Source organism: Curvibacter sp. CHRR-16, assembly GCF_018474005.1.
Lineage (GTDB): Bacteria > Pseudomonadota > Gammaproteobacteria > Burkholderiales > Burkholderiaceae_C > Allorhodoferax.
Map to the genome: position 1 here is coordinate 82,967 of NZ_JAHCSH010000005.1, position 20,409 is coordinate 103,375.

At 56.0% G+C, this 20,409-nt stretch carries 12 protein-coding genes; 9 read left to right on the top strand and 3 right to left on the bottom strand.

Annotated features, from left to right (window positions below):
* Positions 1-2: 2 nt before the first annotated feature.
* Positions 3-2,330, bottom strand: a complete 2,328-nt coding sequence (locus KIK84_RS12145; protein WP_214123373.1) for a heparinase II/III domain-containing protein — start codon at positions 2,328-2,330, stop codon at positions 3-5.
* A 231-nt stretch (positions 2,331-2,561) separates the two neighbouring features.
* Between KIK84_RS12145 and KIK84_RS16925 the strand changes: the two genes are divergently transcribed.
* From KIK84_RS16925 to KIK84_RS12160, 3 genes are all read left to right on the top strand, one after another.
* Positions 2,562-3,245 carry a PEP-CTERM sorting domain-containing protein gene (locus tag KIK84_RS16925; RefSeq protein WP_214123374.1) on the top strand — a complete coding sequence of 228 codons (684 nt, stop codon included), beginning with the start codon at positions 2,562-2,564 and terminating at the stop codon, positions 3,243-3,245.
* A gap of 115 nt (positions 3,246-3,360) precedes the next feature.
* Positions 3,361-4,782, top strand: a complete 1,422-nt coding sequence (locus KIK84_RS12155) for an aspartate kinase (RefSeq protein WP_214123375.1) — start codon at positions 3,361-3,363, stop codon at positions 4,780-4,782.
* Between the two features lie 408 nt (positions 4,783-5,190).
* A complete protein-coding gene (locus tag KIK84_RS12160; RefSeq protein WP_214123376.1) occupies positions 5,191-6,750 on the top strand; it encodes a ShlB/FhaC/HecB family hemolysin secretion/activation protein in 1,560 nt (519 codons plus the stop codon).
* A 13-nt stretch (positions 6,751-6,763) separates the two neighbouring features.
* Here KIK84_RS12160 and KIK84_RS12165 read toward each other — a convergent pair whose 3' ends face one another.
* Together KIK84_RS12165 and KIK84_RS12170 are read right to left on the bottom strand one after the other, a co-directional pair.
* Complete coding sequence (locus KIK84_RS12165) at positions 6,764-11,287, bottom strand: beta strand repeat-containing protein (RefSeq protein WP_214123377.1); 4,524 nt, start codon at positions 11,285-11,287, stop codon at positions 6,764-6,766.
* A gap of 573 nt (positions 11,288-11,860) precedes the next feature.
* Positions 11,861-12,076, bottom strand: a complete 216-nt coding sequence (locus KIK84_RS12170; RefSeq protein ID WP_214123378.1) for a DUF2061 domain-containing protein — start codon at positions 12,074-12,076, stop codon at positions 11,861-11,863.
* 148 nt (positions 12,077-12,224) lie between these two features.
* Between KIK84_RS12170 and KIK84_RS12175 the strand changes: the two genes are divergently transcribed.
* The 6 genes from KIK84_RS12175 (at position 12,225) to KIK84_RS12200 (ending at position 20,406) form a co-directional block, all read left to right on the top strand.
* Positions 12,225-12,929: a CerR family C-terminal domain-containing protein gene (locus KIK84_RS12175; RefSeq protein WP_214123379.1), complete on the top strand. Its 705-nt coding sequence runs from the start codon at positions 12,225-12,227 to the stop codon at positions 12,927-12,929.
* Positions 12,926-14,359 (top strand): efflux transporter outer membrane subunit, encoded by a 1,434-nt coding sequence (locus KIK84_RS12180; protein WP_250207946.1) that lies wholly within the window; start codon positions 12,926-12,928, stop codon positions 14,357-14,359. Before KIK84_RS12175 ends, KIK84_RS12180 begins: the two co-directional genes overlap by 4 nt.
* Before the next feature lie 27 nt (positions 14,360-14,386).
* Positions 14,387-15,547 (top strand): efflux RND transporter periplasmic adaptor subunit, encoded by a 1,161-nt coding sequence (locus KIK84_RS12185; protein WP_214123380.1) that lies wholly within the window; start codon positions 14,387-14,389, stop codon positions 15,545-15,547.
* A gap of 12 nt (positions 15,548-15,559) precedes the next feature.
* The gene (locus KIK84_RS12190; RefSeq protein ID WP_214123381.1) at positions 15,560-18,652 is read left to right on the top strand and encodes an efflux RND transporter permease subunit; all 3,093 of its coding nucleotides are present in this window, start codon (positions 15,560-15,562) and stop codon (positions 18,650-18,652) included.
* A gap of 71 nt (positions 18,653-18,723) precedes the next feature.
* Positions 18,724-19,719: a Tim44 domain-containing protein gene (locus KIK84_RS12195; RefSeq protein WP_214123382.1), complete on the top strand. Its 996-nt coding sequence runs from the start codon at positions 18,724-18,726 to the stop codon at positions 19,717-19,719.
* A gap of 105 nt (positions 19,720-19,824) precedes the next feature.
* The gene (locus KIK84_RS12200; RefSeq protein WP_214123383.1) at positions 19,825-20,406 is read left to right on the top strand and encodes a chalcone isomerase family protein; all 582 of its coding nucleotides are present in this window, start codon (positions 19,825-19,827) and stop codon (positions 20,404-20,406) included.
* The last annotated feature ends 3 nt before the right edge of the window (positions 20,407-20,409 follow it).

The window sequence follows — 20,409 nt, forward strand, 5'->3', positions numbered from 1 at the left end:
CTTTAGCGTTGCAGCACTATTTGCGCGCTGCCACTGGGGAGCTGCAGTTGCACGGTGCCATCGGCTTCTTGTTGCCATGGGCTTGCACCACTCACTTGGCGCACTGCAAATCCCGGGCGGATGCGCAGGGTAACGGGTTCATGCTGGGTGCTGCTCAGTTGCAGGCTGTTGGCACTGCGTGTTCCCTCGGCGTTGATGGGCGCGCTGGCCGATAGGCTTAGCGCGCCTTGCAGGCTGCGCACTTGCACCAAAGCAAAGCGCAGCGCATCGCCTTGCGGGCTGAAGCTGGCTGCCATGCCTTGTAGCTGCCAGCCTGCCGCATCTACTTGCTTTTCTGCTTCACGGGCTATCAAGATGGTGTCGCTGCCCACGCTGGTGGCAAAGCCTTGCGTGGCCTGCAGGTTCTGCGAAGGGGGGGCACCTGCACCATTGGCCCGCCATGGGTAGAGCAGGGTGAGAAAGTCTTGCTGCTTGGCAGGCGTGGTGGTTTCGATGGTGGTATGCCATTCGTTGGGCATTTTGGCTTGGTAGCCACTGTTTACCGGGGGATCGAAGGCATCGGTTTGCCGCATTGTCAGGGTGTTGGCGGCAGGACTGATGAAGCGCACCGTCAGGCGAGCGTCTTTTTGCTGCTGGGTAATTTCTCCTTGCTCGGGGGCAAGCGCCATGCTGCTTCGGGCGTGCAACTGCCATTGGAATGGGACAGCGCGGGGTGCAGCCGCTTCGTCCAGCATGAGGAAGTAGCGTCGATTCACAAAAAACACATGCCGCAGCGCACGCGTGGCATGGGGGGCGTAAGCGGCGGTGGCATCGCCGCTGGCAAAGCTGAAGGTGTTTCCGGTGGCAAAGCGTGTGATAGCACCTGTGGCGGCGGCGTCTTTGATGCGCTGGCCTTGGTTGCCAAACAGCACGGCGTTTTTGGATTTGGTTTGTCGGCTCCAGCCTATGTGATGGGGGCTGTCGTAGAACTCTCGGTAGCCTGAGTTGATGGCCAGTGGCTGACCATAGGCGTTGAGCACGAAACTGTTTTGGTCGGCAAAGCCATGCGATGCCGATCCCTGCGGGCTGGAGCGGAAACCCAGCATGATGTCGTTGGCGGAATCACCCAGTGCCGAGTGCATGCTGACCACGCCTATATCGTCAAAGTAGCGGCTTTGTGGCAAGTCGCTCAAGGCCACCTCGGGCAGTTTGGCTTGCACGGTGCGAAAGCGCTGCAAAAACGCATCGATGCCATCGTAGGTGTAGTAGCTAAAGGCGGTGGGTGGCTTTTGGCCTAGGCGCTTGGCGTAGGCCAGTGGGTAAGGGTCTTGGTTGAGGATGGCGGCTTTTTCCAAGATCAGCGCGATGCTGCCCGATGGATTGGCGATGTTGTTCAGGTCACCAAAAAACGAGCCCCCATAAGGCATTTGGTTGTACACCCCAAAGTAGGCCGTGTTGCGCCAAAACGGGCGTTGCAGCGGTGCATCAAAGCCTTGCAGGGCCATGCCTTCCAAAAAGCGCTGGTGCTGGGTAATGCCGGTGCTCCAGTAGTTCATGCCCTCGGCCCAGCCGCCAGCAGGGCCACCCCATACGGGAAACTGGCGCAGGTAGTACTCGTAGCTCCAGGCCAGCCATTGCGCTGCAGCTTTGTTCTCATGCAGCAGCACCAAACCACCTTGGCCCAGTGTGGAGATAAAGCGCATTGGGTGGCTGAGCGAGTTGTCGGGGCTGGTGGGGCGCGTCAGGCTGAACTTGGGCTGTATCTGGCTGGCCAGTATGTCCATGCGGGTGTTCAGTGCCCGGGTAATGGTTTGGCGTTCGTCGGGGGTGAGGGCGTCGTAAGCCCAGTCGTAGGCAAAGAGCATGGGCCGCAGCGACTGGATGAATAACTCGTCGTTGGTGCGGTAGGTATCGGCGGTGATGTGCCAACTGGCCAAGTGCATCAGCCAGCGTGCGGCTTCCCGCCCATATGCGGGGTCTTGGGTGAGTAGCCAGGCTAAGGCGTAGCGTTGGCCCCAAGCCGCTGTTTCGTAGGCGGCCTTGTAGCCTGCTTGCCAGAGTTTGTTGCCATCGGCCGTGCCGTTTTTGACGGGGCGTGGCTCGGCAATCAGCGGTTTGTTGTCCAGTGCTGGTACTGCCAGTTGCGCCAGTGCGTTGCCATCTGGCTCTGTGGGCAGTGCGTTCCAAAAAGCACGCAATGCAGGCAAGTCTGTGGGGCGCAACTGCAGACGAGGGTGTTCGTTGGCTATTGCGTGGCGCAGTTCGGCACTGCGGGCTGATACCAAGTCGGCATCGCTTTGGGCTAAAACTGGCAAACCCACAAAAGCAATGAGGCAAAGCAGATGGCGCATAGGGTTGTTTCCTAGGACAGCAGGGCATGGTGTCAATGGGTCGATAGTCCAGACGGACTATTTACCCAGCAGACTGGTCAACGGAACAATCTGCTGCATTTCACTAATGCTCAATATTCAGGGGGAAGTATGCGTCAAACTGGTTTAAAGATGGTTGGTAAGACGGTTTTGGCAATGGCTGCGATTGCTGGTGTCCAATGGGTAGGTGCTTCTGTGGTGGCTGGAGATGCTGTGAAGCTTTCGACTTCGCCCTCAGGCACTTACGCGGGCGCGTTTTCGGCTATTGAGGTGAAAACCAATGGCTCGGCTCTGTCGGGTGAAAAATCGTTCTATACCTTTTGTGTGGAGCTGTACGAGACCCTCTACACCAATACCACTCTGTATGTAAAAAGCGTATCCAACGCCACCCAAAACGCTGTTTCGTCCTATTACAGCCAAACCAACCCGGCTTCTGGCGGTACTGCGACCAGTGACCCATTGAGTGTGCAAACCGAATGGTTGTTTACCCAGTTCAATGTGGACAAAAACTTCCAGTCGAGCATCTTGTCGACTAACGCCAAGGCCAATTCTTTCCAAGTGGCGATTTGGTATTTGGAGCATGAACTCGATTCGTACAAGGTTCAGTCTTGGCATGGTTCATCCACCAACTCTGGGTACGGATATCTTTATACGCAAGACAGTTACGCGCAAACTTTGGTGGCAATGGCCAATGCCGCAGTAAAAAATGGCTGGAAAGACGTCGGTGACCAAGTGCGTGTGCTCAACCTGTACAAAGACAATAAATACACGCAATACGCTCAGGATCAGTTGTACTTCGTGTCTGCTGTGCCAGAGCCTGAGTCGCTAGCCATGATGCTGGTGGGGGTCGTTGGCGTGGCGGGATTCGTTCGCTACCGTAAACGCAAAACTGCTTGATCGAGTCCCCCGCTAGCCAAGTGCCTACAGCAGTTCGTGCCGCATTGCTGTTGAGAAAAGAAAACAATTACAAAAGTGGTGGAAAATGCGGGGTTTCCCCCACTTTAGCCTGTCTATGCAAGACGTAAACCCCTCCAAGATATCTGTCGAGAAGATCGGCGGCACTTCGATGACCGCCTTTGGCGATGTGCTGCGCCACATCATGCTGTATGACCGTTCGCGCATGTATGGTCGCATTTACGTGGTGTCCGCCTATTCGGGCGTGACCAACCAACTGTTGGAGCACAAAAAGACGGGTGAGCGCGGTATCTACGCCTTGTTTGCCGAGGGCAAGGGTTATCAGGATGCGCTGGCAGGTTTGGCTGTTAGTTTGAAAAAACTCAATGCCAACTATGCCGATTTGGGTTTGCCACTGGATGTGGCCGATGCCTTTATCGACCACCGCATTGCCCAAGCGCGTGAATACCTCAATGCCATGCACCATGTGCTGGCCAGTGGATACCTAAGCCGCAAAGACGTGCTGTTGGCTGCGCGTGAAGTGTTGGCGTCCATTGGTGAATCGCACAGCGCGTTTAACTCGGTAGAAATTCTCAAAGCCAACGGCGTGAACGCCATCTTGATGGACTTGGCTGGTTTTGATGACAACGAAGCTTGGACGATTGACGAGCGCATTGCCAACAGCTTCAAGAACTTGGATTTGGTCAACAACGTGATCGTCGCTACTGGCTACACCAAGGGCACCGAAGGCATCATGCGCGAGTTCGATCGCGGCTACTCCGAAGTCACGTTCAGCAAGATTGCCGTGGAAGTACGTCCCGCCGAAGCGGTGATCCACAAGGAATTCCACCTGTCCTCTGCCGATCCCAATTTGGTGGGCTTGGAAAACGCCATTGTGGTGGGGGCCACCAATTACGACGTGGCTGACCAGCTGGCTGATGTGGGTATGGAAGCCATCCACCCCAAGGCCTCCAAACCCATGGAGTTGGCTGGTATTCCGATTCGCCTGAAGAACACTTTTGAGCCTGACCACCCCGGCACGCTTATCACCAAAGACTTTGTGGGCGAGCGTGCCCGTGTGGAGATCGTCACTGGCACCGACAAAGTGACTTTGATCGAAATCCATGACCCCAGCATGGTGGGCACGGTGGGCTTTGATGCTGGGCTGATGGAAGTGTTCTGCAAGCATGACATCAGCTACATCCTGAAGGCGACCAATGCCAACTCCATCGCGCATCTGGTATGGGATAACCAAGTTACGCCCGAACTGGTGGCTGAATTGGAAGCGGCTTACCAACTGGTGACCATCAAGTCCAGTGCGATTGTGTGCGCGATTGGCTCGAACATCGGCATCCCCGGTGTGCTGGCCAAAGCGGCGCAAGCCTTGGCCGATGCGCAAGTCAACGTCAACTGCGTCTCGCAAACCCTGCGTCAGGTCAACATGCAGTTTGTGATTGAGCGTGCGGACTACAAAACCGCGATCAAGGCGCTGAACATGGCCTTGTGCGTGAACTCGGGTGCGCCTGTGCCTCGGGTGTGATAGCGATTAAGACGCTACTGCAGTAACAAGCCGCGCTGATTCCCTTGAGGCAGCGCGGCTTTTTTGTGTTTATTGTGAGCACAGCCCCGTTGTTTGTTGCAAACGTTTGGGCTGGTTCATGCATCGGTTTAGCTACATCTGACTACTTGAAACAATATTCGCCAGAAGCTGAGGCAAACTACTGCGCAACACTGCGAAAAGCAGTCCAAGCCTGTCTCCTCAACATACATTAATTTGCCGCCTCGACACTCGGTTTTGTGCAAGATGAAGCGTTCAACTCTTACCTGTTTGCTTGTGTTGGTGAGTGGGCAGCTGGTGGTCAAGGCAGCGGAGATTGCAACCCCTAACTTGGGCAATGTGCTTCCTCCTGCCCAAAGAGACAGAGTTTGGGACTCATCCCCAGCCCCAATGCCTGCACTCGTCATAGAAGACCCACCTGTCGCTTCTGGCAACAGTCCCACGCAGGAGTTGAGCTTTGAAGTCAAGCAGCTCCAAATATTGGGCAACAGTGTCTTTGACGTGGATACCTTGCACGCCTTGGTTGCTGATGCGCAAGGCAAGTGGCTGACCTTGTCTGAATTGGATTTGTTGGCCAAACGTATCGCTGATTTTTACCATGCACGAGGTTATCCATTGGCGCGAGCGGTGACGCCTGCTCAGATCATCCGCGATGGAAAGGTGCGGATTGTGGTGGTGGAAGCCGCTTACGGACGGATTGCTATCGATAACCAGACCCGTTTGAATGACAAACTCCTCAAGGACATGACGGCGTCACTGCAGCCTGGCAATGTTGTCGAGGCAACGGCCTTGAATCAGTCTTTGCTCATGCTATCGGACGTGCCAGTGGGGGTGAGTGCTGTTTTGCAGCCAGGAGATCGCAGTGGAACGTCGGATCTTTTGCTGCGTTTGACACCGGGCCCAGAGGTAGAGGGCAATGTTCTTCTGGACAACTATGGCAATAGCTATATATCGCCGTACCGAGTTGCCGGGACACTCAATATCAATAATCCGATGCAACAGGGGGATGTATTGACTGTGGGTGTTCTGGGGTCTGCGCAGGATGGTGGGGTGGGCCATTTAAGCTATGGGCGCTTGGGCTACGAAGTGTTGCTCAATGGCCGTGGAACCCGTGCTGGGTTGGCTTATTCATCGTTGGATTACCGATTGGGCGGTGCGTTTAGCACGATCGATGCCCATGGTACTGCCAAGGTCGTGAGCGAATGGATTCGCCAGCCATTGCGACGCAGCAGGGAGAGCAATCTGTATTTCCAAATGCAGTTGGATCAGACAGAGTTGTTGGATCGTATCGATTCATCGGGTGTGCGGACGGATCGGGATATGGAAGCACTGTCGTTGACCTTGAGCGGTGATTACAAAGACCAATGGCTATCCGCGGCGGTGAATACTTGGAGTGCCGCATGGTCTGGCAGTAATTTGTCATTTAGCAATGCAGCTGCGCTAGCGAGTGATGCCGATGCGGCAAAAACGCAGGGTTTTCAAGCCAAGTGGAACTTCAGTGCCTCACGTTTGCAGGAGCTGGGCAGTGCGCATTTCCTGTTGATCTCATTTGCAGGCCAATGGGCTAACAGCAATCTGGATCAATCCCAAAAAATGTCGATCGGCGGCCCTTACTCGGTACGAGCCTACGATGTGGGCAGCCTGTCGGGCGACCAAGGTTACCGTGTCACATTGGAATACCGCTATGACGCTGGCAGTTGGTTGAGTGGGCATGTGCAATGGATTGCATTTGTTGACACCGCATCCGTTGCGATCAACCGCTACCCTTGGGGTACCAGCATGAATACGGGAACACTCAGTGGTGCCGGTTTGGGCTTGAACTGGAGAGGGCTCAACCGATGGACGGGGCTGCTCTATATTGCTTCACCAACCCGTGCAAACTCGGACAATGCCCAAGTGAATGCCCAGAACACGCTGAAGATATGGGTGGAGCTAGGTCGGCACTTTTAAATGGCACCTTGCATCAAGGTGCAAGCACCAATTGCAGGTCGCCATGCAGGTTGACACCCCCATCCCGAATCAACAATACGGGGCCTGAGGTACTGGCAGTTGTTACGACAGTTTTAGCCTGTGGTATTTCCCGCGCAGAATTTTGGGAATCGCTGCTAGCCATAGCTTCTGTGCTGTGTTCTACGATCTGAAGGTTGGGTGAAGTCGGTGCAGGGTTAAAAATGGCGGACTTGGCCAGTTCGCTCAGGTTGCCCACATCCGTGGACGTGGATGTGGGGGATGTTGTATCTGGCAGAGCCAGAATCGATGCTGTGGTAGTTGATGTCGTGTTGGCCAATTGGTAATTGCTTGCCAAACCACCATTACTGCCATCTCCGAGCGAAAAGCTCTGTGTCACTGTTTTTCCGTTGCCCGGGTTAGGGTCATTGAAATTGCCAGTTTGGGTCAGGCTCAGTGTTTCTGCACCCACCAATCCGCTAAGGCTTCCTCCTGTAACGATTGCCGTAGTAGTGCCATCGTAGGTTTTGTCTTGTGCCGTTGCACCGCTCACGGTGACAGTGGCACGGCTGATATTAGCCGTCACACTGCTTGGTTGCTGCAAGTCGTAGTTGTTGGCATCTGCGCCAGTTAAGACGTATCCAGTAGTAATGACGTTTTTATTCAAACCAGCATTGGCATTCACAAACTGCCCTGTGGCTCCCGTTGTATTCAGGCTCAGTGCATCAGTTCCCAGTGCCGTAACAGCCCCACCACTGAGAATGGCCGTGGTAGTGGCATCGTAGACTTTGTCGGCTGCTGTTACGCCATTTACCAGCAGAGGTGCTTTGCTGATGTCGGCGGTTACCCCTGTGGGTTGTACAACCGTATAGTTGCCAGCATCGGCTCCAACAAGACTGTATCCGGTGACCGCTACGCTCTTGGCCGTGCCCACGTTCTTGTCAAGGAAATGGCCTACGCCTGTACCAACGACGCTGACAACATCAGCCCCCAATGGGGTTACGCTGGCTGTGCCACTCAGTGTGGCGGAGGTAGTCGCGTCATAGACTTTGTTTTGTGCGCTGATGCCGCTCACCACCAAGCTGGCCGGGGTGATGTTGGCAGTGCTAGTGCCAGAACTGCTGGCGAGCTGGTAGTTGCTGGCAAGCCCCCCATTGCTGCCATCGGCAATAGCAAAACTCGTGTTCACGGTCTTGCCATTGCCAGCATTCTTGTCGGTGAAGCTACCGCTTTGGGTGAGGGTGAGCGTCTCGCTGCCCACCAAGCCACTCAAAGTGCCCCCGCTCACAGAGGCGCTGGTAGTGCCGTCATAAGTCTTGTTGGCTGCGGTGGCTCCACTGACGGTGACAGTGGCCGCAGTGATGTTGGCGGTGGTTGAGCCAGAACTGCTGGCGAGCTGGTAGTTGCTGGCAAGCCCTCCATTGCTGCCATCGGCAATAGCAAAACTCGTGTTCACGGTCTTGCCATTGCCAGCATTCTTGTCGGCGAAGCTACCGCTTTGGGTGAGGGTGAGCGTCTCGCTGCCCACCAAGCCACTCAAAGTGCCCCCGCTCACAGAGGCGCTGGTAGTGCCGTCATAAGTCTTGTTGGCTGCACTGGCTCCACTGACGGTAACGGTGGCAGGGGTGATGGTGACACTGCCGGTGGCATAGCTGATGTCGTAACCCAACTGGGTGGAATACAGGTTGCCACTCGTTGTCACCGTGTGGGTTCCCACGTCTTTGCTGCTGGCAATCATGGACAGGCTTGCCGTATTCAACAGATTGCTGTTGGACGTGTAGGTACTCCCCAATTCGCTAGTCACATTGGTATTGCCGTCGTACACAGCGGTTCCATTGCCTGCAACTGTCATGCTGGTGAGAAAACTGCGCAGCAAGGGCGATGTTTGGCCATCATAGATACGCCATACAGCGCTGCTGCCGCCTACATTGGAGATATCCCAGCCAATCGCAGACAAGGTGCTGGCAGACTTCAATTGCGCCGCAGTTTTGGTGGTGAAGCCAGCCCCGTTACCACTGCCAACAGGGCCGGATTGTGTTGAGGTGGTTTGATCCCAGTAGAGATTGGAAAACAGTCCATTGGATGCTGCCGTGCGCCGACCAATGAAGCCTCCAATGTTGGAGCCACTGCCTGTGACTGTCCCTGCTGAAAAACTGTTGCGTACCGTTGCCGCTGCTGTCACCCCACCCACGAAGCCGCCAGCGTAGGTGGTTCCAGATGTGCCATTCACTGATGACGTGGTGTAGGATTTTTCGATCGTGCCAGCGGCACTGACCAGCCCGATCAGTCCACCCACATAGTCGGCTCCTTGCACTGCACCTGTGGAGTAACTATTGCTCAGTGTCCCGGTATTGGTCCATTGCCCCACCAGCCCACCCACATTGCTGCCACTGGCAGTCACGCTGCCACTGGCAAAACTGTTGGTAAGGCTGGTTGACGCATCCGTGGTGGACGTTGTGGAGAAAAAGGCCCCGACCAATCCGCCAGCCTGACTGCCTGTTGCTGTCACTGCGCCTGTTGCATAGCTATTGGAGATACTGACGGAGTAGGCACTGACAGAGTTTCCGGAGGCTTGTCCACCAACGAGCCCGCCCACTTGGTTGGCTCCGGATACTGCGCCTGTGGCGTAGCTGTTGCTAATCGTGACCGAGCTGTTTTTTGCAATCACGCCGACCAATCCTCCAACATAGCTTGAGCCCGAACCTGTCACGGAACCAGTGGCGTAGCTATTGCTGATGGTGGCATTTTGAGCCAATCCAACCAGTCCTCCGACACCCACCGTTGTCCCGGTGTTCGTTGTGCTGACCGAAACCCCCCGTGCGTAGCTGTTCTTTACAACGCCGTTCCCTTCCAGTACGCCAACCAGAGCCCCAATGGAAATGCTGGTGGAGGTCACACTCCCGTTGATAAGACCGACATCCCGTACGGTCCCGCCATTCACGTCACCAAACAAACCGGTAATGGCGGTGCTTCCACGGTTGATATTCAGGTTTGAAATCGTGTGCCCTAAGCCGCTGAACGTTCCACTGAAGGCGGAGGCTCCACCGGCGGTTCCGATGGGTGTAAACGCTGCGTTGTTATTGTCGAGGTCACTGCCTAGTACATAGTTCCCCGTGAGTGCACTCCCTATGCCCTGCAGCGCCGCGATAGTGTTGACCACCGTATAAGTCTTAACGGTGCCATCACTGCCCAGCTTGGTGCTGAAGTTGCTCCCCGCTTGCAAGCTGATGCTCTTGCCCGCTGCAATGCTGTAGTCACTGGTATTGCCCGAAGCGACAGCGCTCTGGCCGTAGAGCAAGGCCAATTTGCCACTGGCTCCCGTGGCGGTGATATTGGCGTTGACGTTGATGTTGTTCTGCGCGTTGAGCGAGAGCGTGGTGTTCGCGCCCCAGCTCACGGCGTCATTGATGTTGATGTTCCCCGCCGTACCACTGGCCCCCGTGGTGCTTTGGATCGTGACATTGCCGCCGCCCAAGTTGCTCGACAGGGTGGCCCCTGTGATGTCGCCACCGCTGGCAGCCACCGTAAAGTCCGTCGGATCAATCAGCCAGGTACCGCTGTCACCATGGGTCGCCAAGGTGCTGATCTTGGTGCCATCTGCTACCTTGATCTTGGCCGCGCTCGTCTCGATAAAACCACCATTTCCCCCGTCAGCGGCAGAGGCGTCTAGGGTGCCCCCCACTTCCGTGGTGCCCGCTTCCATGCCACCCAAAAGCACGATGGTTCCGTTGCGGTTTTCGACCGTGCGCGCTTGGATGATGCCCGTGTTGTTTACTACGCTTGCAAGCATGCTGTCTTTGGCTCCCGCACTCATGAGCACGGTTCCGCCGTCAGCCTGAAGCAGGCCTTGGTTTTGGGCCAAGCTGTTGAGGACGCTTTGATCCACTTGCAGGTGCAACAACTGGTTGTCTTGAAAAGTCAGGGTGACTGCATTGCCAGCGCCCATGGCAATGGTGCCCAAGCGTGCGCGCACAACCCCTTCATTGCGGACGGTATTGCCCAAGAAAACCACGTAGCCGCCATCGGCTGCAGTGATGTTGCCTTGGTTGATAACGCTACCAACTCCGCTGCCGCTGAAACTGCGTTCGTTGCTGCCAAGGCTGCTGTCACTCAGATCCAGGGTGCTGGCAACCAAGCTACCCACGTTGATCTGGGCTCCCGAGCCAAACAGGATGCCATTGGGGTTGATGAGGTAAACCTTGCCGTTGGCATTCAGGCTGCCCAGTATCTGCGTGCCGTTGGTGTCCAGGATGCGGTTGACCGCAATGGCATTGCTGTTCGGTTGGACAAAGTTGACGGTTTCGGAGCTTCCGATATTGAAGCTCTTCCACGTCATGGACAGGTTTTGGCTGCTTTGTGTGATCGTCGTGGTAGTTCCAGACTGGCTTACCGACCCTGATCCTGATGTCACCTTGCCATCGATGGGGGCAGCGTGTACTGCGCAAAAACACCAAGCAAGACTAGAGGCCAGTACGCTTGGTAACCAATCTTCAAGCGGGCTGATGCTGTAGTAGGAGCCACGAATGGAGGGCGCTGGCATAGTTGTTATGGATTCAACAAGATAGATAAAACGTGTTGAATCGAATGTCTGTAAAGACTGATAAAAATCAGACTCCACCAAGCTAGCAGGTTTAGTGACTCATCCCCACAGCCTGTGCATTTGTAGTGCACTGGTCAGTTCGCGGTCACTATTGGCCATCCCCTCAATCACCGTTGATGCGCTGATTGGCCTGCGTTCGCGGGTTTGCGAGACATTTATATCCAACGACTAAGCAGATAACTTGGGCGATTTTTTCATTTTTGGACAAGCAAATATGTGTCTTTCATGAAAGGTCTGTGTAATGTTATGTAATGCCATTGGGTAGGGTGGACTGGATACCGTCTATCTTGATCAGGAGTGTTGGAGGTAAAAGTTTTTGTATGGTGGGGCAATTCCCTTCTGTGGTGGATGAGATTTTTGCGCTAACGTTACGAATGGAGCTGGTTGAAATTGTTCCCCCAAGTTGTATCTGCCGCCAGCATGGTCTGGTGGTAATGGGTAGCACCAATGTTGCATCACAGATACAGGCTGTGGTGTTGCCTGCTGGTGCGAAAGAATGCCTTGCCGAAATATTTAGGCCGATAGGCGTCGATTCCACGCACGTTCATGAAAGAAAAATGCTACCGCTTGAACGGTGGGCTCTAGCAGGCTCAGCGTGAGCGACGCGAGCAAATTGCCCGTAACGGCATAGGCCACCATGGCCGCCACACAGATGTGCACGATGTAGTAGCTGCCTGTTTTCATGAGGGTGAGTTTGTTCTGGTAGGCGAGGGTGCGGATGCGGGTCATGGTGTTCTCCTAGTGCGATGGATGCCTTAATGCTATGGCTATCAATGTTTGATTTCCAATTGAAATTGACTACTATCAACATAGCCAACCCCCTGCTGTTGGGAATTAATCAAACGTTTGATTAATGGGCTGCGTAGAATGCAGCGTCATGTCTACCGATCAGCCCCATACCGCTGCGCCTGTAACCGAAGCCTTAGGCGCGCGCAATCGCCTCTTGGATGCGGCCTTATTGCTCTTTGCGGAGAAGGGGTTTGCCAAAACCTCCATACGTGACATTGCGCAGGCTGCCCACACCAATGTCGCTTCCATCAGTTATTACTTTGGTGACAAGGTGGGCTTATACCGCGCGGTATTTGCCGATCCGCGCACCAATCCACCAGTGCCTTTGGAAGTGCTCGATACCGCGGACATGGACTTGGCGCAGGGATTGCGCAGCCTGCTCGAGAGCTTTGTCATGCCGCTCAAGCAAGGCCAAGGCATTCAGCAGTGCTATATGAAGCTGTGTTTTCGGGAGATGCTCGAACCCACGGGGGTGTGGCAGCATGAGCTTGAAACCAGCATTGTCCCTGCTCACATGGCCATGGCACGCATGCTGTGCCGCCACTTGCAGCTCCACGATGCAGATGTGGCAGTGCACCGCTTGGTTTTTGCCATTAACAGTCTGGGCGTCATGCTGCATGTGGGCAATGACTTGTATACCCGCATATGTCCAAGTTTGGTGGATACGCCGCAGGCCTTGGATGCGTACCTCGATAGCTTGGTGACCTATGCACTGGCCTTGGTCGATGCAGAGGCTCGCCGCCGCACGGCCGCCGTGCAGGCAGTCGTGACCTCTACCCCGTTAGCACCATGAAATCCATGTATTCACGCATCTTGTCGCTCTCATCAGCAGCCTTGTTGCTCAGTGCCTGCGCTATCCCAATGCCGGCCACCCAAGTGGAATCGGCAGCGCCACTTCAGTGGCAAGCGCCATTGCCACACCACGGCAGTGTGGGTGCTCTAGCCCAATGGTGGCAACAGCAGGGAGATCCTCTGTTGGTGGAGTTGATTGAGGCGGCTCAAACTGTGAGTTCCGATGTGGCACAGGCTTTGGCGCGTGTTGAGTCAGCCCGCGCTCAGCGCACGAGTGCCAATGCTGCGTTGCTCCCATCGGTAGATGCCAGTGTCAGTGCCAGCCGGGGTGTGAGCCAAATCGGAGTGCCAGTGGCTACGACCCAGACGGCAAGCTTGCAGGCCAGTTGGGAGCTGGATTTGGTGGGGGCCAATCGGATAGCCAGCAATGCCGCTGACGCTCAACTGCAAGGCAACCAAGCCTTGTGGCACAACGCACGCGTCTCCGTCGCGGCCGAAGTGGCCAATACCTACTACGACTTGGCTACCTGCTACCAGTTGCTGGAGGTGGTACGCAAAGACGCTGCTTCGCGCCAAGAAACTGCACGCCTGACCCAGCTCAACGCCAAAGCGGGTTTTGCAGCGCCTTCAACCGCCGCGGTAGCACGAGCCAGTGCCGCCGATGGTGCAAGCCGTGTGACGCAACAGCAGGCTGCATGCGATTTGGATATCAAAGCATTGGTGGCACTCACTGCAATGCCAGAACCCGATTTGCGCAGAAAAATGGCTGCAAACCTTGCTAGTAAAGCTGAGGCTGCTCCTATTTCTGTAGCAAGTGTGCCAGCACAAACATTGGCCCAGCGTCCCGATGTATTTGCCGCCGAACGCGATGTACTGGTGGCCAGTGCCCAAGTGGGCAGTGCCAAAGCACAGCGCTATCCAAGCCTGACCTTGAGTGGTTCGGTAGGGGCTATGCGCTACACCAGTTTGGGGACTGAAACCAATTTGGATACGTGGTCTTTCGGTCCGTTGGCATTGAGTGTGCCCTTGTTCGATGCGGGCAAACGCAAAGCCAATGTGATCTCTGCCGAAGTGGCTTATGCCCAAGCGGTATCTACCTACCGCGCCAAAGTGCGCCAAGCTGTGCGCGAGGTGGAGGAGGCCTTGGTCAATCTGCAAAGTACCGAGGCGCGCAAGCAAGATGCCGCAGTGTCTGCTGACAACTATGCGCAAGCTTTGACGGCCACCCAAGCCCTTTACAACCAAGGCTTGGCCAGTTTGTTAGAGCTGGAGGAGGCTCGCCGCAATGCTTTGTCCGCGCGTTCAGCACAACTGAATTTGGTGCTGGAACGCAACCGTGCTTGGGTCGCTCTGTACCGCGCTTTGGGAGGCGGATTTGAGCCCGATGCAGTCAGCAGTGCCGCCGTTACTGCCAGCACAACACAACCCTGATTTTTTGACTTTTGTGAGAGCAACGCCATGCCTTCAATCTCGATCAAACCCCTTACTCTGAGCCTGCTGGCAGTCTGCATACTCACGGCGCTTGCGTGGGGTGCACTTGCGACCAGCGGCCATGCAGCCGATAAGCCAGCAACTGTGGCCCCCAAAGCAGCGCTCACTGTATCCTTGGTGCAAGCGCAAACCAAGCAATGGCCCGTGCAATTGGCCGCCAACGGCAGTGTGGCAGCTTGGCAAGAAGCCAGCGTTGGTGCCGAGGCAGCTGGTTTGCGGGTGGTCGAACTGCATGTGGGCGTGGGCGATAGTGTCAAGCGTGGGCAGCTATTGGCCAGTTTTGCCGCTGAAACCGTGCAAGCGGATGTCGCTCTGGCCCGTGCCAACCTCAATGAAGCACAGGCCAATGCCGCAGAAGCCAGTGCCAATGCCGAGCGGGCCCGTGCCGTACAAGGCACTGGGGCCATCAGCGCACAGCAAGTGAACCAATACCTCACCCAAGAGGCCACAGCCAAAGCACGTGTCGAGTCCAACAAGGCGCAGCTCGATGCCCAATTGCTGCGCTTGAAGCAAACCCAACTACTGGCTCCCGATAGCGGCATCATTTCCGCCCGCACAGTCAGTGTGGGAACGGTTGTGGCGGCCGGGACAGAGATGTTCAAACTCATCCGTCAGGCGCGCTTGGAGTGGCGCGGTGAAGTGACGGCTTCTGAGCTCAACCGCATTCGCCCCGGTATGGAGGTGCTACTCACATCGCCCAGTGGTGTGCAGGCCAAAGGCAAGGTTCGCATGCTGGCCCCAACGGTGGATACCACCACCCGCAACGGATGGGTCTATGTGGACATACTCACCCCCGTTACAGCAGGGCAGGCCTTGGGCGCTGCTTTCAAACCCGGTATGTATGCACGCGGTGCATTCAACCTTGGATCCACTACCGCGCTGACTGTGCCGCAAACGGCGGTGGTGGTACGCGATGGCTTTAGCTACGTATACAGCGTGGGTGCTGACAACAAGGTGAGCCAGCGCAAGGTGCAAACCGGGCGCGTACTGGGTGATCGCATTGAAGTCCAAAGTGGCGTGCAAGCGAGTGACAAATTGGTGGCCAGTGGCGGTAGCTTTCTGAGCGATGGCGATACAGTAAAAGTGGTTGAAACGCCCGCCAATAGTGCTGTGACAGCTATCAAATAAGGAGCAAGGACGATGAATATCTCGGCCTGGTCCATCAAAAATCCTATCCCCGCAGTCATGCTTTTTGTGATGCTGACCTTTGCTGGGCTTTTGGCATTCAATGGCATGAAGGTGCAGCAGTTCCCCGATTTGGAGTTGCCAACCATCACCATCAGTGCCAGCTTGCCTGGTGCAGCGCCAGCGCAGTTGGAGACGGAAGTGGCGCGCAAGTTGGAAAACGCGATTGCCACTATCCAGGGTTTGAAAAATATTCACACCAAAGTGCAAGACGGTGGGGTCACTATCACTGCCGAGTTCCGCTTGGAAAAATCCACCCAAGAAGCATTGGATGAAGTACGCAGCGCCGTGCAGGGGGTTCGCAGCGATTTGCCCAGCGATTTGCGTGATCCGGTTGTCAACAAGGTGAATCTTTCAGGATCGCCCATTTTGGCGTACACCATCCGCTCCTCGAAAATGGACGATGAGGCGTTGAGCTGGTTTGTGGACAACACCGTGGCGCGCCGTTTGCTCGGTGTCAAGGGGGTGGGCTCTGTCTCGCGTGTGGGGGGAGTGACTCGCCAAGTGGATGTGGCGCTCAATCCCTTGAAGCTGCAAGCTTTGGGCACGACGGCTGCCGACATTTCACGCCAACTCAAGCAAGTGCAAACCGAGAGTGCAGGGGGACGAGCGGATTTGGGGGGGAGCGAGCAGCCCATGCGAACCATCGCCACGGTTCAAACTGCCCAAGAGTTGGCCCGTTTGGAATTGACGCTGAGCAATGGGCAGCGGGTGCGTTTGGATGAGTTGGCAACCATCAGTGATACGGTGGCTGAGCCGCGCGCGCTGGCACTGCTCAATGGAGTGCCTGTGGTTGGATTTGAAATTAGCCGCAGTAAAGGTGCCAGCGAGGTGGAGGTAGGGGCTGCAGTTAAGGTGGTGCTCGATGAATTGAAGGCCCAGCACCCAGACATTGAACTCACCCAAGCGTTTGACTTCGTACAACCCGTGGCCGATGAGTACGAGGCCTCCATGAGCATGCTGTACGAAGGTGCCATTTTGGCCGTCATCGTGGTGTGGCTGTTTTTGCGCAACGTGCGTGCGACTATCGTATCGGCGGTAGCTTTGCCTTTGTCGGTCATTCCAGCTTTTATCGGCATGGGCTACTTCGGGTTCACCATCAATATCGTGACCTTGCTGGCGATGTCGTTGGTTATTGGTGTTTTGGTCGATGACGCCATTGTGGAAGTGGAAAACATCGAGCGCCATCTGGGCATGGGCAAACCCCCCTACCAAGCAGCCATGGAAGCAGCCGATGAAATTGGGCTGGCTGTCGTGGCCACCACTTTCACTCTTATTGCGGTGTTTTTGCCTACTGCGTTCATGAGCGGGATTCCAGGCAAGTTTTTCAAGCAATTTGGGTGGACGGCCGCATTGGCTGTATTTGCTTCATTGGTGGTGGCGCGAGTGCTGACACCCATGATGGCTGCATACACCATGAAGCCCAGTGCACACGAACACAAAGATCCATTTTGGATGCCCGCCTATCTGCGTCTAAGCCATTGGGCGTTGCAGCACCGTTGGATCACCATGGGGGCAGCAGGAGCCTTTTTTATCGGTTCACTCATGCTCATACCGCTGTTGCCCACGGGGTTTATTCCGCCCGATGACAACTCACAAACACAGGTGGTGATCGAGTTGCCACCTGGGGCAACCTTGGCCCTGACACGCGATGCGGCCGAGCATGCACGCCAATTGCTGACCAAGGTCGAGCACATAGAGAGTGTTTACACCACCATTGGCGGCGGTGCTGCAGGGACAGATCCATTTGACACATCGGGGGTCAGTGATGTGCGCAAAGCCACGCTGACCGTGCTATTGACCGAGCGTGGCAAGCGACCTCGCAAGCAAGGCATAGAAAACGCCATACGCGCCGCCATGGCGGCGCTGCCTGGAGTGCGTACCAAAGTGGGTTTGGGTGGCAATGGTGAGAAATACCAGCTGGTATTGACTGGTGAAGATCCGCAGGCCTTGGCCACAGCGGCCACTGCGGTGGAAAAGGATTTGCGCACCATCAGTGGTTTGGGAAGCATCACTTCCAGCGCCAGTTTGGTGCGCTCAGAAATCGCTGTGCGTCCAGACTTTGCCCGTGCAGCCGATTTGGGGGTGACCAGTGCAGCGATTGGCGAAACCTTGCGTATCGCTACTGTGGGAGATTACGACAATGCCTTGGCCAAGCTCAATTTGAGTCAACGCCAAGTGCCCATTGTTGTGCGTTTGGCCGATGTGGCACGCACTGACTTGGAGGTGCTGGGGCGTTTGGCTGTTTCGGGCGTGCGTGGGCCTGTCATGCTCAGCCAAGTTGCCACGTTGGAGATAGTGGGTGGCCCAGCGGTGATTGACCGCCTGAACCGCTCGCGCAATATCACCTTCGAGGTGGAGTTGTCGGGAATGCCTTTGGGGGACGCCACTGCAGCAATTCAGAAGTTGCCTTCTTTGACCAACTTACCGCCTGGCGTAAAGCAACTCACGCTGGGCGATGCCGAGGTCATGGGTGAGTTGTTCGCCAGTTTCGGTTTGGCCATGCTCACCGGGGTGCTGTGCATCTACATCGTGCTGGTGCTGCTGTTCAAGGACTTTTTGCAACCCTTCACCATCTTGGCGGCCTTGCCACTGTCTTTGGGGGGAGCGTTTGTGGGTCTGTTGATCGCCAACCAAAGCTTTTCCATGCCCTCACTGATCGGACTCATCATGCTCATGGGGATTGCGACCAAAAACTCTATCTTGCTGGTGGAGTACGCCATCTTGGCACGCCGTGGTCATGATGGCAGCGATGGGCATCCGGTACGTGCGCCCATGAGCCGTTTCGATGCGCTGATTGATGCCTGCCACAAACGTGCTCGTCCTGTGGTTATGACCACCATTGCCATGGGGGCGGGCATGGTGCCGTTGGCGGTAGGGTGGGGCAGTGCCGATACCAGTTTCCGAAGTCCTATGGCCGTTGCGGTAATCGGTGGTTTGATCACTTCTACGGTGCTCAGTTTGCTGGTGATCCCATCGGTATTCACTCTGGTGGATGATTTTGAGCATTGGTTGGGTCGTATGCGTCAGCGTTTCACCCGGCATTGAAAGGGCTTATGGGATGCGTACCTATTGTCTGCATTGCCACAATGGCGGCACTTTTTGATAAAGGGGCAGACATGAAAATGTGGTCGTATGTTTTGACAGGGGCGTTGGCTGTTGGCTTGGCACTCAGTGGTATGGATGCAGAGGCTGCGCGCCGCATGGGCGGTGGCAAATCCATGGGCAAGCAATCGAGCAATGTGATGCAACGCGATGCCAACCCCTCTACACCGGCTGCACCGAGTGCACCTGCAGGCCAATCGGCACAAGCCGCTAAACCCATGGGGGCGGCACCTGCTGCTGCTGCACCCCGCAAACCATGGGGTGCCATGCTGGGTGGTTTGGCAGCCGGCTTAGGCTTGGCGTGGTTGGCCAGCAGCCTGGGGTTGGGGGCGGCTTTTGGCAATATCTTGCTGGTCGCTTTGGTGGCGATGCTGGCCATGGCCGCGTTGGCTTGGTTTATGCGCCGCCGTGCCCAGCAAGGAGCAGGTATGCAGCGCACTCCTTATGCTATGGCGGGTGCGGGTGCAGCCTATGCACCCAGTCCAGTGCCTGTGGCTACGCCACCTGCATACAACCAGCCTAGCGCTGGCAATGCAGCATCGTGGGGTGCGCCAGCGTCTGGTGGCAGCATGATTGGTTCGCGCTTGCAGTCTGGCAACGTGGGCAACACCAGTAGTTGGAGCATTCCTGCTGATTTTGATGTGCCACGCTTTGTCGACTCTGCCAAGCAAGCTTTTGTGGCTTTGCAAGCTGCATGGGACAAAGGCAATGTCGGCCAACTGCAGTCCATGATGACCGATGGCATGCTGCGCGAGGTGCGCCAACAGTTGGCTGAGCGCGATCAGCACAGCGGTGGTGCGAGCAACCACACCCATGTGGCAGCGCTGCATGCGCAGTTGCTGGGCATAGAAGATTTGGGCAATGAATGGCTGGCCAGTGTGGAGTTTTCTGGCTCCATCCAAGAAGCTCCAGACCAAGCTGCTGAGCCGTTCCGCGAGGTCTGGAATATGGCCAAACCCAAGGATGGCAGTGCCGGGTGGATGGTGGCAGGTATCCAAGCCTTGCATTGAAAAGAGCAGCGCCAAGACGCGCCTTGGCCCGCACAAAAACCCGGCAGTGCCGGGTTTTTTTGTATCTGGCTAGACTGCCTGACAGCAACACCGTGGAGTACCCGTATGCAAAACCGTGTATCTCGCCGTCAAGCATTGCAGTGCACAGGCTGGCTTGGTGCCACTCTGGTAGCGGGGGCTGCCCCCTTTAAGGCACAAGCCAGTAGCGCACAGTCTGTTCTTCCTGCTGCAGTTCAGTCCCTGCTACCTCCAGTGTCCAAGCGGGGCATGGCCCGTATGCGGTTTGTGGGGTTGTCAATTTACGATGCTTCTTTGTGGGTGCCTGCAGGCTTTGAGCCACAGCGTTATGCCGCGTATTCGTTTGCTTTGGACTTGGCGTATTGGCGCAGCTTGCGCGGGCGCTTGATTGCCGAACGTTCTTTGAAGGAGATGCAACGTGCAGGTGCGCTGGATGCCGCAGTGGCCAAGCGCTGGTTGCACTTTATGGGGCAAACCTTTCCCGATGTGCACGAGGGCGATCATCTGACTGGGGTGCACGTGCCTGAGCAGGGGGCGCATTTCTTTTTCAATGGCAAGGCTTTGGCCGCTAGCGATGACGCAGTGTTTGCCGAGTGTTTTTTTGGTATTTGGCTTGCACCGTGGACCAGCGAGCCGCAGTTGCGTAGCCAGTTGTTGGCAGAACTTTGAAAG